Source organism: Vibrio sp. 1CM2L, from assembly GCF_023161695.1.
Taxonomy (GTDB): domain Bacteria; phylum Pseudomonadota; class Gammaproteobacteria; order Enterobacterales; family Vibrionaceae; genus Vibrio; species Vibrio coralliirubri.
In genome coordinates this window covers 360,512-375,250 of the sequence record NZ_JALNTT010000003.1, presented here as the reverse complement: position 1 = coordinate 375,250, position 14,739 = coordinate 360,512, and the positions used below count along the sequence as shown (strand labels likewise).

At 44.9% G+C, this 14,739-nt stretch carries 8 protein-coding genes; 4 read left to right on the top strand and 4 right to left on the bottom strand.

Annotated features, from left to right (window positions below):
* Nucleotides 1–39: 39 nt before the first annotated feature.
* The 4 genes from bioA to MSG34_RS11715 all read left to right on the top strand — a co-directional run bounded on the left by bioA (nt 40) and on the right by MSG34_RS11715 (nt 7,898).
* A complete protein-coding gene (bioA, locus tag MSG34_RS11730; protein WP_248337521.1) occupies nt 40–1,317 on the top strand; it encodes an adenosylmethionine--8-amino-7-oxononanoate transaminase in 1,278 nt (425 codons plus the stop codon).
* Between the two features lie 331 nt (nt 1,318–1,648).
* Nucleotides 1,649–5,101, top strand: a complete 3,453-nt coding sequence (locus tag MSG34_RS11725; protein ID WP_248337519.1) for an ATP-binding protein — start codon at nt 1,649–1,651, stop codon at nt 5,099–5,101.
* Complete coding sequence (locus tag MSG34_RS11720; protein ID WP_248337517.1) at nt 5,098–6,249, top strand: EAL domain-containing protein; 1,152 nt, start codon at nt 5,098–5,100, stop codon at nt 6,247–6,249. The genes MSG34_RS11725 and MSG34_RS11720 overlap by 4 nt, the downstream gene beginning before the upstream one ends.
* 2 nt (nt 6,250–6,251) lie before the next feature.
* Nucleotides 6,252–7,898 (top strand): response regulator, encoded by a 1,647-nt coding sequence (locus MSG34_RS11715; RefSeq protein ID WP_248337515.1) that lies wholly within the window; start codon nt 6,252–6,254, stop codon nt 7,896–7,898.
* A gap of 125 nt (nt 7,899–8,023) precedes the next feature.
* On the opposite strand, the gene serS is transcribed toward MSG34_RS11715, so the two are convergent.
* The 4 genes from serS to MSG34_RS11695 all read right to left on the bottom strand — a co-directional run bounded on the left by serS (nt 8,024) and on the right by MSG34_RS11695 (nt 14,736).
* Nucleotides 8,024–9,331, bottom strand: a complete 1,308-nt coding sequence (gene serS, locus MSG34_RS11710; protein ID WP_010439959.1) for a serine--tRNA ligase — start codon at nt 9,329–9,331, stop codon at nt 8,024–8,026.
* Nucleotides 9,332–9,473: 142 nt separating this feature from the next.
* Nucleotides 9,474–10,829 carry a replication-associated recombination protein A gene (locus MSG34_RS11705; protein WP_231625735.1) on the bottom strand — a complete coding sequence of 452 codons (1,356 nt, stop codon included), beginning with the start codon at nt 10,827–10,829 and terminating at the stop codon, nt 9,474–9,476.
* Nucleotides 10,830–10,893: 64 nt separating this feature from the next.
* The gene (gene lolA, locus MSG34_RS11700) at nt 10,894–11,490 is read right to left on the bottom strand and encodes an outer membrane lipoprotein chaperone LolA (RefSeq protein ID WP_017060248.1); all 597 of its coding nucleotides are present in this window, start codon (nt 11,488–11,490) and stop codon (nt 10,894–10,896) included.
* A 75-nt stretch (nt 11,491–11,565) separates the two neighbouring features.
* A complete protein-coding gene (locus tag MSG34_RS11695) occupies nt 11,566–14,736 on the bottom strand; it encodes a DNA translocase FtsK 4TM domain-containing protein (protein WP_248337513.1) in 3,171 nt (1,056 codons plus the stop codon).
* Between the last annotated feature and the right edge of the window lie 3 nt (nt 14,737–14,739).

Here is a 14,739-nt window from a genome sequence, read left to right as displayed (position 1 = left end):
TCTGATTGTTTTTTAATCACACCAAGAATGGAAGTTACTATGGATCTCGCCTTTGATCGCCAGCATATCTGGCATCCCTACACATCAACGTTAACACCTCTGACCTGCTATCCAGTCACCAACGCAGACGGTGTTTACCTAGAATTAGAAGGCGGAAAACGAATTATTGATGGTATGTCATCTTGGTGGTCAACCATCCACGGCTACAATCACCCTGAGCTAAATGCTGCAGCTCACAGCCAAATCGATAAGGTTTCACACGTTATGTTTGGTGGCATCACCCACCAACCCGCTATCGATCTATGTAAGAAGCTTTTGAATCTCGCACCAAGTAATCTTGAGCATGTATTTTTGGCCGATTCAGGTTCAGTAGCCGTAGAGGTTAGCCTCAAGATGGCACTACAATATTGGCACGCTAAAGGACAACCTCGTTCAAAGTTCCTCACACTAAGAGATGGCTACCACGGTGATACCTTTGCGGCGATGTCAGTGACCGACCCTGACAACTCGATGCACAGCCTCTACAAAGGCTTTTTACCGGAACATATTTTCGCTGATTCGCCAAAAACAGGCTTTTGGGATGAGTGGAACTCAAGTGACATCGATAGTTTTCGAGAAAAGCTGGCAGCACACCATCAAGAAGTCGCAGCGGTGATCTTAGAGCCAATCGTTCAAGGGGCTGGCGGTATGCGTATCTACCACCCTGAGTTCCTAAAACAAGTTCGCTTGCTGTGTGATGAATTCAACGTATTGCTGATCTTGGATGAGATTGCGACCGGATTTGGCCGCACAGGGAAACTGTTCGCTTGTGAGCATGCCGATGTTCAACCGGACATATTATGCGTAGGCAAAGCTTTAACTGGTGGCTATATGACATTGTCAGCGACGCTTGCGAGTAAGGAAGTTGCTGACACGGTATGTGGCGGTGAAGCAGGCTGCTTTATGCATGGGCCAACCTTTATGGGCAACCCATTGGCTTGCGCAGTCGGTGCGGCAAGTTTATCCATCATCGAGCAAGGCCATTGGAAAAATCAGACTCAACAGATTGAACAGCTCTTTTCTGAGTTGTTACCACCGTTGCGAGGGCATGATCTTGTTAAAGACGTTCGTTGGTTGGGCGCGATTGGCGTCGTTGAAACTCACACACCCGTCGATATGGAAACCATTCAAGCTCACTTTGTTGAACAAGGTGTTTGGATCCGTCCGTTTGGTAAGCTAATTTATATGATGCCTCCATTTATCAGCGAACCTGAGCATATCGAGCAACTGGTCAATGCCATTGATGCGGCACTAAAAGACCCAAGCTGTTTCAAATAACGATTTTATATTGATCTAATTCAGCCCGTAATTTCGGGCTGAATGATTTGAATTAAAGCCAATTAAAAAGAAGGACTTATTAGATATAATGTCCCAATTTTTTATTTATCCTGTCGATAAAAATTAATTCAAAAATTGTATTAGCAGCTGAATAAAATGTCGTCATAGAATGCGAGACTTTTTATCGCTCGCTAATTTTATGAAGACCCTGCTCCTCCTATTAATTATTCTAACCTCACTTTCTTTTTCAAGTATCGCGGAAGAAGTTAAGCTCAGCCCAGCTCAACAGAGTTATCTCCAAAGCCGACAAAAACTCGTACTCGCTAAACCCATGTACCGGTTCAATTACGTCTGGGAAGATCTCGTTGCATCTCGTAAGCAAAATACTCGTGACAACATCCAAGAATTACTTGAGCAATACCTTGATGTCGAGATTGAAATAAGAGAATACTTTTCTTCAAGAGCATTATTTTCAGCTATCGCTACCGGTGAGGCAGACCTAGCCATTGGTTTTGCGGAAACCGGAATAAGAGCAGAACAGTTTGAATTTTCAGAGCGATTATACGAGGTTCAAAATGTTTATTGGTACAGAGATGATGTGGCCAAGAATACCCCACACCATCAATTAAAGTGGGTATGCATTAAAGGCTCGCTGTTTTGCGAGTTACTCAATAACATAGGTATAACGGACCCAATGTTTGTCAGCAGTAGCGCTGAACTGTTGCCAGCTATAGCAAATGGCTTTGCAGATGCAACGATCCTTGATCTTACCTCAATTCAAAGTTACTACTCCGTCATGACTCCGGGTGAATGGCAAGGTGCACTCGCTTTTGACCAAGACCTCCCTAAATTCCCGATTCAGCTGATGATGAACAAAAATGACAGCTTGCTACACAGCGTTGTTGATAAGTTCTTAATCGCAAAAGAGAACGATATAAATAAACTGGCTTCAAACTACTTCTATCACTTCTACGATGAGCTAGTGCATCAGGTTATCCAAAGCCAATATGGGAAACGACCAATTCGCTTCACAGTGACAGAAGAGATCTATCCATACTCATATTTCGACCCTACAACGCAGGAGACGGTTGGCTTCATTCACGATGCGATAAAGCTTATTTCACGTAAGCTCGGGCTTAAATTTGAATATGTACCACCAGCAGGGAAAGACATTATTGAAATGCTCAAAAACGGTGAGGTGGAGTTTCTACCTGGCTTTGATGTAAAGAGTGTTGATGCGTCTCTGTTCATTGCTAGTGAACCCTTTATGACGTTCCAGTGGGCACTGATCAAAACTAATCATGACTCTGCCCATGATCGCACCGCAATACTAGATAGGACAGGCTATTTCGTACCAAAATCGAGCTTAGAAGGTCACTTGGCCGATGCGATTATTTATAAAAATATGGACTCGATCATCAAAGATATGAGTAACGGCGATCTCGCCTATGCTTATATCCCAGAGAGTATCGCCAACCTGTACATCTTTAATGGTTACGATGCGCTATTTAATATAGTCCCACAAACGAAAGACGTGTATCTAGAGCGTCAGATGGGGGTGATCTTCACCCCAAATGCTTCGTTCTTAAAATGCGTCATCGACTCTGCAATTTCACTCACCACTCAAAATGAAATTGATCTGCTGACCTTAAAGCACCACAACATCATTGCGCAATATGGATACAGCGAAGAACGGATTGTCGCTTATACGCTAGCAGTTGCTGGCGTGATCTTTGCGTTAATCACATTTGGCTTAGTCAAAACACGTCGCCTTTCTCTGTCACTATCACGTGCTCAACAATCGCAGCAGCGCAGTTACGATCAAATCCAATGGCTCACAACTTTGTTGAACAACTTACCAAGTCTGATAGCGATCCACGACAAGAATGGTCAATTGATACTATCCAATAGCGCCTTCGATAAACAGATGGCGACATGTTTTACTTACAAAGATGAAGCAAACTCTCCATTTTGCTGGCTTAGGGATAATGATGAACATAAAGGCAACCAATTAGGCGTGTGGAGCACCATCAAATGTGATTGCAGCAGTGGTGAACAGCACTTCCGCGTGATACGCCAATCTCTAGCCAATGGAGCTGAAGCCGACCCTTACGTGATCACCGTGCTCGATGACTTAACAAAGTGGGAAAAACAACAGCGTGAACTTGAGATATCTAACAAGAAAGCTCAAGAAGCGATCAAAGCTCGAGATCTATTTTTAGCCATCGTCAGCCATGAATTACGCACGCCTATCGCGGCCATGATTGGCCTGATGGAGCTGCTCAGTACAAAGATAGAAAACAAAGATGACATGGAGCTTCTTAGCAATGCTCAGTTGTCAGCTGAACGTTTGAAATTGCTGGTCAGTGACATTCTCGACATCTCCAAAATGGAGGCTAATCAGCTTCATTTAGAGTCGAAGACAAGCAATATCTACGACGAGTTATGCCCAATATTTAGGACATTTGAAAGCAATGCTCGACTCAACAATCTTAACTTTAAATTAGATTGGAAAGTCGACTCGATATCCAAAGCAAGCTTGGATTGGCTGAGAGTCACTCAGATCCTTAATAACCTATTGAACAATGCGATTAAGTTCACCGAGAACGGCTTTGTGTTGGTTACGGTAAAAACATCGAGCGAACAACTGCAGCTTTCTATTACAGATACAGGCTGCGGTATGTCTGACCAACAAATAGCGCGTGCGTTTCAACCTTTCGCACAAGGCGACCGCAGTATTAGTCGACGTTACGGCGGCACAGGACTAGGGATTACCGTGGTTCAACGCTTAGTCAACATGATGGACGGTGAGCTCAAGATTGAAAGTAAGTTGGGGCTTGGCACCAAGGTTTCTGTGACTTTACCAATTAAAGGGACAACGACACCACTTAAAGTGGTTACACCGATGCACTCTGAAGACAGAGAGATCTTGGCATGGTTTAAAGCTTGGAAAGTCGATAATCAAATGAATGATTACAGTCAGGTTATTGAGCGCTCCACACAGTGGCAGAACCTGTATCCAGACCTACTGCTGAGCGATATCACAGCTCAAGGCAAAAGCGTGACTCATGCTCCGGCGTCAGAGTACCACTTTACCGGAACCGTGCTTATCGCCGATGACGACCCAATCAACCGCTTGTTGTTTGCAAAACAGCTTAAGCGCTTTGGGTTAAAGACTGTCATCGTAAAAGATGGCCAAGAAGCGATGGAAGAATTAGAAAGCAGCGAAACACTGGTCGATATCATCATCACCGATTGCCATATGCCGAACATGGATGGCTATCAATTGACTGAGAAGATTCGTTCACTCGACAAGCTCAAACACTTGCCAATTATTGGCTGTACAGCCGAAGACTCGAAGCTGGTTATTGAGAAGGCTGAACGTGTGGGTATGGATCAAGTGATCTATAAGCCTTACTCGTTTGAAGAGCTCGCATGTGCGATTGAAGAATTACTGCCCCAACAAGCGGTAGAAACAATCCAAGCAGACCAATCTTGGGCACAGAATTATAGCCCAGAAGAACAGCTTCAAATGGCGACCGTTATTTTGGATTCATTCAGCTCAGACAAAGCGATGTTGCTAGAGCCTAATCCAAACATTAAAGCGATAGCACACAGAATCAAAGGTTCGGCAAGTCTGCTCAGCTTAGATTCTCTCAATCGTGCAGCAAAGGATTGTGAGAAAAATGCGGAAGACCCTATGTATTGTCACAAGTTAATCGAAGAGCTGGATTTAGCGATTGCCTCAGCTCAAGCGGTTATAAACAGGTTAGATTTACTATGAAAATTCTCATCGTTGAGGATTCATTGTTACAAGCAACACAAATTCGGATCCTACTTAAACGCTACAGCGTTGATGAGGTTTATACCGCCTACAACGGTGAAGATGCGATAGAGCTATGCAAACAACATCGCTTTGATATTGCGTTCTGTGACCTTCAATTGCCACAGATTGATGGTGTGTCGTTACTGGCTTCTCCGGAAGCTCAAGGTTCAATACAAACTGTCGTCATCCTGAGTGCGATGGCTGATGCTGCGTTGGATTCAACCAAAAGCATGTGCAAGCTCATTGGCTATAACGAAGTCGAAGCGATACCGAAGCCGGTCGATGAAACGCATATCCAGCGTTTGTTGTCGTCGTATAAACGAATACAAACCGGTAAGTCTATTCTGCCGACCGAAGTTAAGTTAGATGAACAGCAGACCATTGAAGCCTTTGAAAATGAATGGTTCACCAATGCTTATCAAACGCAACATGACGTTGAACAATCGACATTGGTGGGTGTTGAGGTACTTGCTCGCATCATGCATCCAGAATTAGGGTTGCTCACACCTTTCCATTTCATGGACACATTGCGTCAGCTTGGATTGATGCATCGACTTTTCTTCACCGTGCTTGAGCTGGCTCTGAAAGATATCTCGTCGATGCGTAAGCCGATCCACTTTGCGATCAATATTGAGCAATCAACGTTGAAGCTTGAGATTGCCGACCAAGTCGCAAGCTTATGTGACAAGTACAAAATTGATCCGTCACTGCTGACACTAGAAATTACAGAGCATGAAACGATCCTACTGGATGCGCATTGTTATAAGAACATCGCAAAACTCAGCATGTTGGGCGTTGGATTGTCAGTTGATGATTTCGGGACGGGTTATGCGTCTTTGTCTCAGTTATCGAGTTTGCCGTTTACTGAGCTCAAAGTAGACCGCAGTTTTGTAAACAACATTAGCGAAAACAAAAAGAATCAGATTCTAACGAAAGCTTGCATCAATTTGGCAGAAAACCTTGGCCTTTCTTGTATTGTCGAAGGTGTAGAACAGCAGCAAGACCTTGAATACTTAAAAACAATTGGCATGACCAAATATCAAGGTTTTATTACTTCAAAGCCTGCAAGCTTTTCGGAATTCACGTCAGTAAATAATTTAAAATAAACATGAAATTAACTCAATTAAATGCACTTATCGTTGATGACTCAGCGATAGTGCTATCAACTATTCGCAATATGTTGATTCATATCGGCTTTTCAGAGCGAATGATTTCAATTGCTAAATCCCCTCGCATCGCTATGACGATAACAAGCGAGACGACGTTTGATGTGATTATCTGTGACTACAACTTTGGTAACACCATCAATGGCAAGCAGCTGTTTGAAGAGCTTAAACAATCGAATAGATTGAAAGACGATGGAATATTTATTCTAGTTACCGGTGAGAATTCCGCTTTATCGATCCGCCCTATTTTAGAGCTTCGACCAGATAACTATTTATTAAAACCATTCAATCGTGAAACTTTAAAGCAACGTATTGTAAGCTCTTTAAAAAAGAAGCTGGTGCTACAAAAAATCTATAAGGCCGAACGAGAAAATGACTATAAAGCCGGTCTTGAGTTCTGCGAAGAGCTACTCGCCTTTAACCCAGAATACTTCGCCACAATTCAGCAATTTCGCGGAAGCTTTTTGTCAAAGCTCAAGCTTTACGAAGAAGCAAAGAACGTATATGAGAAGGCGCTTGATGAAGGCAGTTTTGATTGGGCTCAAGCGGGTCTAGCAAACAGCCTTGCGAATTTGGGTCAGTTCAATGAAGCACAACGAATGATCGAAAGCTTGATTGATTCAGCACCCACCAGCACCTTGTATCGAGATCAAGCAGCTCAAGTGAACCTTATCAGTAATAAAGTTCCTGCTGCGATTGCCCATTTTAAATTGGCAAGTGAACTCACACCGGGTAACTCAGAAAGGGAACTGGCAATCGCAAACCTGTGTCTCTCAGTGAATGATACTAAGGCAGCGTTAGCTCACTATCAGAACTATGTGCAGATCAATAGAGATACCTTTCGAGATAACCTCTATATGAAGCTCAACCATATTCGATTTTTGCTCTATTGCGCATCTGGTGAGAGCAACAATAAAGCGACACTCGATCAAGTAAACTATCTGATTTCGAAGATCCCTACAGACGCAAGAGCAGGTCTTCAAACTGATTTGGCGCTTATCGCAGCACACATTGCAATGGAATCAGAGCAGTACCAAAAAGCGGTCACTATTTTGACCGCACTGCACGACAGAAATAGCTTTAATGCATTCCCGGTCATCTATCATCACACCTGGTTGCTGGACAGAATGAGTTGTGAGAATGAGTTTAAAGTCGCAGAAAGCCGCTGTGGTATGTTGATCATCCAAACGGCGAACGAAACCGTTGTTTCTAGCCAAATGACCATGTGTAGTGAGATGAAACGCCGTAACGCAGAAAAGATGGAATGGCTCAAACAGAGCAACGTCAGCATTAAGCAGGCTTCATCGGATTATAAACAGGTACTGGTCGCTTATTTAGAGATTCACAAGCGATGCCCGATGATCAAAAACGTATGCATGAACATCGTCAAACTGCTCTCTGTTATTTGGCCTGACGCAATGGGCGCGAAACAGGTTTTAACGATTATTCAGAAGTGTGATGGCGTGGTCACTCAACTTTATACGCTTGATGAACTGACCCAAAACAATTATCAAAATTACTATCGAAAGGCGTTGCTAGCTTGTAAGCAATCAGACGAAGCAACCAAAGCGAGCTTCTCTTTTATGTAGCTTCTCTTTATACAGCTTCTACTTGGGTAACCTCCAGATACGAAAAAGGCTTTGCCATTACAGCAAAGCCTTTTGAATATTCTGGCAAGTCAGGTCAATCTAAATTTGATTAACCTAAATTGACATTAACCAATGTGCGTTACGCCGCCCATGTATGGCTGAAGTACTGCTGGGATAGCAATACGGCCGTCAGCTTCTTGGTTGTTCTCAAGGATAGCAACCATAGTACGACCAACAGCAAGACCAGAACCGTTTAGTGTGTGTACAAGTTCAGGTTTTTTCTCGCCTTTACGACGGAAACGAGCTTGCATACGACGCGCTTGGAAATCCCACATGTTTGAACAAGAAGAGATTTCACGGTAAGTCTCTTGTGCTGGAACCCATACTTCTAAGTCGTAAGTTTTCGCAGAACCGAAGCCCATGTCACCTGTACATAGAATCACTTTACGGTAAGGAAGCTCTAGAAGTTGAAGTACTTTCTCAGCATGACCTGTTAGCTCTTCAAGCGCTGCCATTGAGTCTTCTGGCTTAGTGATTTGTACTAATTCAACTTTGTCGAATTGGTGCATACGGATAAGACCACGAGTGTCACGACCGTAAGAACCCGCTTCAGAACGGAAACATGGCGTGTGAGCTGTCATCTTAAGTGGCAGTTCAGCTTCATCAGTAATCGTGTCACGAACCATGTTCGTTACCGGTACTTCCGCAGTAGGGATAAGCGATAGAGTCTTAAGAGGTACGTCACTTACTTGCTCAGTTAGCGGGCTTGTGTGGAACAAGTCTTCGCCGAACTTAGGAAGTTGACCAGTACCGTAAAGGCTATCGTGGTTCACTAGGTACGGTACGTACATTTCTGTGTAGCCGTGCTCATCAGTGTGAAGGTCCAGCATGAACTGAGCAATAGCACGGTGAAGACGTGCAAATTTGCCTTTCATCACGATGAAACGAGAACCCGAGATTTTAACTGCGCTAGCAAAATCAAGACCGCCAGACATTTCGCCAAGATCTACGTGATCTTTCACTTCAAAGTCGTAAGTCTTTGGTTGACCCCAACGAGAAACTTCTACGTTGTCATCTTCGTCTTTACCATCTGGCACTTCTGCATCAGGTAGGTTAGGAATAGACATTGTGATCGTTTCTAGCTCAGATTGAAGGTCAGCCAATGCTACTTTAGCTTGGTCTAGTTCTGCGCCTAAGTTGCCTACTTCTGCAAGGATACGCTCAGCTTCTTCATGGTCGCCTTTTGCTTTCGCTTGACCAATGGACTTCGATCGAGAGTTACGTAACGCTTGTAGCTCTTCAGTTTTCATCTGAAGGGACTTACGTTTTTCTTCAAGTTCACGAATTGTCTCTACATCAAGGGTGAAGCCTCGACGTGCTAATTTTGCCGCTGTTTCATCCAGCTCAGCTCGAAGTAATTTAGAATCCAGCATTGCTAATCCTATGCTTTAGTTATTTGAATATTCAGTAGTTTGCTACTGAATCACTGCTAAACCCCTAAAACTGGTGCTATTTCGACCAATTTATAACGATTTAATTGAAATTTTATGACTAGGTAACGATATCCAAAAAAGACTACTTTTCATAGCGTTTTTGTGGGCTTTTTGCGTCCAAATCCGCCAGATAATCTAGCTTCTCGCCAATTTTGGTCTCTAAGCCTCGTTTTGTTGGGAAATAGTATTGCTTCTCTCCCATTTCAGGAGGCAGGTACTTTTCACCCGCCGCGTAGGCTCCTGGTTCATCATGAGCATAACGGTATTCTTGCCCGTAGCCCATGTCCTTCATCAAAGTTGTCGGTGCATTTCGCAAATGATGGGGGACTTCATATTCAGGAAGGTTGTGAGCATCCGTTAACGCTTGTTTCCACGCGGTGTAAACGGCGTTACTCTTTGGTGCACACGCAAGATAAACTACCGCCTGCGCAATCGCACGCTCCCCTTCAGCAGGGCCAATGCGCGTGAAGCAATCCCAAGCCGACATCGCCACCTGCATGGCACGAGGGTCAGCGTTGCCAATATCTTCAGAAGCAATCGCTAGCAAACGCCTTACGATATACAAAGGGTCACAACCCGCCGCAATCATTCGCGCCGACCAATACAACGCCGCATCAGGGTTTGAGCCACGAATTGATTTATGAACCGCAGATATTAGGTCGTACCAAATATCGCCCTTGTTATCGAAACGTGCGACTTTCTCACCAGCCACTTCAGCCAACAACTGCAAGGTTATCGCTTTCTCGCCTCTATCGTTATCTTCTGCCATGTCATACAGCAGTTCAAGGTAGTTAAGCGACATACGTGCGTCACCGTTAACCAATTCTGCAAGGCGATCTAAAACATTATCAGCAAAATCAGCAGGCACATCACCTAACCCGCGTTGCTTGTCCTCAATCGCTTGGCGAATAACGAGAGAAATGTCATCTGTGTTCAGGGACGTCAGTTTGTAGACACGCGCACGTGACAACAAAGCGTTGTTCAATTCAAAAGAAGGGTTTTCTGTCGTCGCACCAATAAAGGTCACGGTGCCATCTTCGATATGAGGCAGAAAAGCATCTTGCTGACTTTTGTTAAAGCGATGGACTTCGTCCACAAACAGGATGGTTCTGCGCCCAGCTTGCTTGTTCTCACGCGCTTTTTCAATCGCAATACGAATGTCTTTTACGCCCGAAGTTACCGCCGATACGCGTTCCACTTCAGCATTCGCATAGTTTGCTGCTACTTCGGCTAACGTCGTTTTACCGGTGCCCGGAGGCCCCCACAAAATCATCGAGTGGATATGGCCCGCTTCCAATGCTCTGCGAAGTGGTTTACCTGGGCCTAATATATGCTGCTGACCGATGTACTGTTCGACAGTTTCCGGTCTCATACGAGCAGCAAGGGGACGAAAATCTTCGTCCCCCGCAAAATCTAAGCTGTAATTACTCAATTGCAATCTCTTGATTCGTTGATGGCATCAATACCTATCGACTTACTACCAAACGATCTGCTTGTTTAGATCAGTTTCTTTGGTCGTCGACCTCGACACCTTCCGGTGCCACAAAAGTAAAGCGGTCTGCTGCAGGTTTACCTAAGTCAACATTGCTAAAGGTAAACTCACCTTTTTGACCGTCTTGTTCAATCACATTAAAGCCCTGAACAATGCCCTTTTCGGTGATATTAATCTGGAAGTCGCCCTGATTAGAATCGACAGCGGTTGGCGTTAGCGTAAATTGGTTACCCGTTTGCGCCACGTTATAGTTATCCCAATCGCTTTCTTGGTTACGAGTAAGCAGGACAAAAGGTGTTTGTGATGTCGCTTGCTCTTGCCAGTAAATGCTCACTTGCTCAATGAACGGGCTGTAGTACCACAAGCTTTGGCCATCAGATACCAACAAGTTTTCATCAGGGAAAGTCGTTTCCCAGCGGAACAAGCTTGGGCGTGCAATCTCTACTGTGCCCTCACCTTCCATAACAACATCACCATCAGGGCTGGTCACGACTTGTTTAAAGTCAGCGCTGAAGCCTGCGTTTAATGCCAAACGACTACTCAACTCTTCTTTCGGAGAAGCAAACACTGAGAAGCTCATAAATAAAAGTGCGAATACTTTTTTCATCAATAATCCTGTTAGAACATAAGTCGGTCATATTTTCGATTTGACCGACTGAATAGTTATGAGTTCCTACCGGAACTAATCTTTTGGTGGCGCTGGTGCTAATACTTCTCGGTTGCCGTTATGGCCTGGAGCACTCACAATGCCTTGAGCTTCAAGTTGCTCGACAATACGTGCAGCACGGTTGTAGCCAATCTTGAATCTACGTTGTACGCCTGAAACTGAACCACGACGTGAATGAACAACGTGTTCTACCACTTGATCAAACAGAGGATCGACCTCTTCATCACCTTCCATCTTCTCACCCGGAAGCAAGGTTTCTGGAGTTTGTTCGCCGTTGGTGATCTCATCAATATAGTTTGGCTTACCACGCGCTTTCCAGTTATTCACGACTGCGTGTACATCGTCATCAGATGCAAAGGCACCGTGAACACGAGTTGTATGGCTAGAACCCGGTGGCAAGTAAAGCATATCACCCATGCCCAATAGTGATTCCGCACCACCTTGGTCAAGGATAGTTCGTGAATCCGTTTTGGTTGATACCGTAAAGGCCACACGGGTTGGAATGTTCGCTTTGATAAGGCCCGTAATAACATCCACTGATGGACGTTGCGTCGCTAGGATCAAGTGAACACCCGCCGCACGTGCTTTTTGTGCCAAACGCGCAATCAGTTCTTCAACCTTCTTACCGACCACCATGATTAGGTCGGCAAACTCATCAACGATAACCACAATGTAAGGCAGCTTCTCAAGCAATGGTGCTTCAGGGTCCATGCTGTCGCCCGGCTTCCACAGTGGATCGTGAATTGGGTGACCCGCTTCCGCTGCCATTTTAAGCTTATCGTTGTAACCTTTAATGTTACGAACACCTAACGCTGACATCAGCTTGTAACGGCGTTCCATCTCGCCAACACACCAACGAAGGGCGTTCGACGCATCTTTCATGTCGGTTACCACTTCAGACAATAGATGAGGGATACCTTCATAAACCGATAATTCAAGCATTTTCGGGTCGATCATGATGAAGCGAACATCTTCCGGTGATGCTTTGTAAAGCATACTCAGAATCATTACGTTCACACCTACCGACTTACCAGAACCGGTTGTACCTGCAACCAGAACGTGAGGCATTTTCGATAGGTCAGCAATAACGGCTTCACCTGCGATGTCTTGTCCTAGGACCACTGTTGTTGGCGATTTTGCTTCTTGGAACTGAGGGCTAGCAACCACATCTGAGAAGAATACCGTTTGGCGACTCATGTTCGGCAGTTCTAAGCCAACATAAGGTTTACCCGGAATCACCTCTACGACACGTACTGCCAATGCAGAGAGCGAACGCGCTAAGTCCATAGAAAGGCCAGAAATACGGCTTACTTTCACGCCCGGAGCCAGATCAAGTTCGAATCGAGTGATTACTGGGCCAGGGAAAATATCAACCACATCTGCCTTGATCTTGTAATCCGCTAGCTTAGATTCCACAAGGCGAGCAATTGCCTCTAGTGCGTCACGGTCAATAAAGGTTTCACGCTTTTCAGGGTGGAATAACAATTCAAGCGTTGGCAATGGCTCAGTAGGTTTCGGTAAATTAACATCTTGTTGAACCAAGAACGGGTTCTGCGCCGCTGCCATATTCGCTTGTGCTTCAGAGACAATGCTTTGGAATGCGGCGACATCTTGATCTTGATGCGCAGATTCTTCTTCCGTTACTTCTTCCCAAGGAAGATCAACAGCTGGCTCTTGGCTTTGTGCTGTTGGCTGTTCAGGCTCTGAATGTTCTTCTTGATAAGAGAAAGGTTCAAACTGTTCTTCGGTTAATGCTGCGCCAGCTAACTCAGCTTCAGCCTGCTCAGACTCAAAATCTGAACCCTGTTGGTAGCTTTGCTCTTCCGTTACATCAAACGGTGAAGGTTGTGCAGAGAAATCGTCTTCCACTGTTGCTTCTGGCTCGCCCATAGGTGAAGCGTATAAAGATTCAGGTTGAACATCTTCAGCACCAAATTCGCCATTTACTTGTGGTGAGCTATCTAATTCTGGTTCAGCACTTTCAAGGTCAGCATGAGCAGGGCTAACTTCTGGTTGTTCGCTCTGCATGTATTGTTGGTAAGCAACCTGAGAATCATGCGCGTCGACCTGATCTTGCTCCGCTAGGTCATCTTCATACATGGCCGCATTTTCTAGCTGCTCGATCGTTGCATTCAACTGTTTAGAGCGCTCAATACCTTCTTCTAACGGTTCTTCTGGCGCTTGGTAAACAGGTGCTGCAGGGGTCGGTTGCTCTGACTCAATTACCGCTTGAGGCTGAACCTGAGGTTCTTCATGAACAGGAGCTTCTTGTTTCGCAGGAGCATCGACTGGCATGTGAATGTTGTAATGACGCTTCGGCGATGCAGCATTGTCTCGCGTATTTGTCGCCACGTCTGAAGAATCATTGGTCGCAGAAAAACTCATCGCAGGATCTAGCGAGTCATGCTCTGTTGATTCTTTGTTGTCTTCTATAGCAGGAACATCGCGGTAAGTTGGCTCTTGATGCTGCTGATGACGTTCTTCGATTAAATCGCGGTCTGCTGATTCTCTTAATTGAGGCTCAAGCAGCTCTTGGTCTTGGCCTCGAGCCTTGTTAACAGCAGACGTGAAGAATTTGATGGCACATTCACCCAACCATTCCACAATGCTTAACCAAGAAATACCGGTCAATAGAGTAAAGCCAGCACCCCATAAGAAAAGAAGAACCAGCGTACTACCAAGAACATTCAACGTTGGAAGAGCAAGGCTTGTTAAAACGTCACCTACCACACCACCGGATGAGAAGTACCAGATATCGTCAAAGTTGATATCCGCTAGACCACAACTAGTCAAAATTAGGATAGTCAGACCAAGTAAGCGAGTGCCCCACAGCATGAAGTCGATCTGCTCGTCTTCATTACGTTTGCGGAATAATACCCACGCTGCAACCGTCACTAAGATAGGCAAAGGGTAAGCCAAAGAACCAAATACGAAGAAAAGCGTATCCGCCAACCAAGCACCTAGGTAGCCACCTGCATTTTGAATGTCACCACCCCACGCCGTTTGCGACCATGATGGGTCTGCAGGACTAAAAGTTAATAACGCAACGGCAAGTAGAATAGAGAAGAGAACACCGAGAATCAGACTGCACTCTTTGAGACGTTGAGAACCACTCAAACGAGGAGACTGAGGCTCTTCACTCGTTTTAATGATTGTTTCTACTTTATTACTGCTCTGCTTGAACATAAA

Bases quoted from the DNA above. Each gene is read 5' to 3' on its own strand.
- bioA (WP_248337521.1), top strand. From the start codon at position 40: ATGGATCTCGCCTTTGATCGCCAGCATATCTGGCATCCCTACACATCA.
- MSG34_RS11725 (WP_248337519.1), top strand. From the start codon at position 1,649: ATGTACCGGTTCAATTACGTCTGGGAAGATCTCGTTGCATCTCGTAAG.
- MSG34_RS11720 (WP_248337517.1), top strand. From the start codon at position 5,098: ATGAAAATTCTCATCGTTGAGGATTCATTGTTACAAGCAACACAAATT.
- MSG34_RS11715 (WP_248337515.1), top strand. From the start codon at position 6,252: ATGAAATTAACTCAATTAAATGCACTTATCGTTGATGACTCAGCGATA.
- serS (WP_010439959.1), bottom strand. From the start codon at position 9,331: ATGCTGGATTCTAAATTACTTCGAGCTGAGCTGGATGAAACAGCGGCA.
- lolA (WP_017060248.1), bottom strand. From the start codon at position 11,490: ATGAAAAAAGTATTCGCACTTTTATTTATGAGCTTCTCAGTGTTTGCT.
- MSG34_RS11695 (WP_248337513.1), bottom strand. From the start codon at position 14,736: ATGTTCAAGCAGAGCAGTAATAAAGTAGAAACAATCATTAAAACGAGT.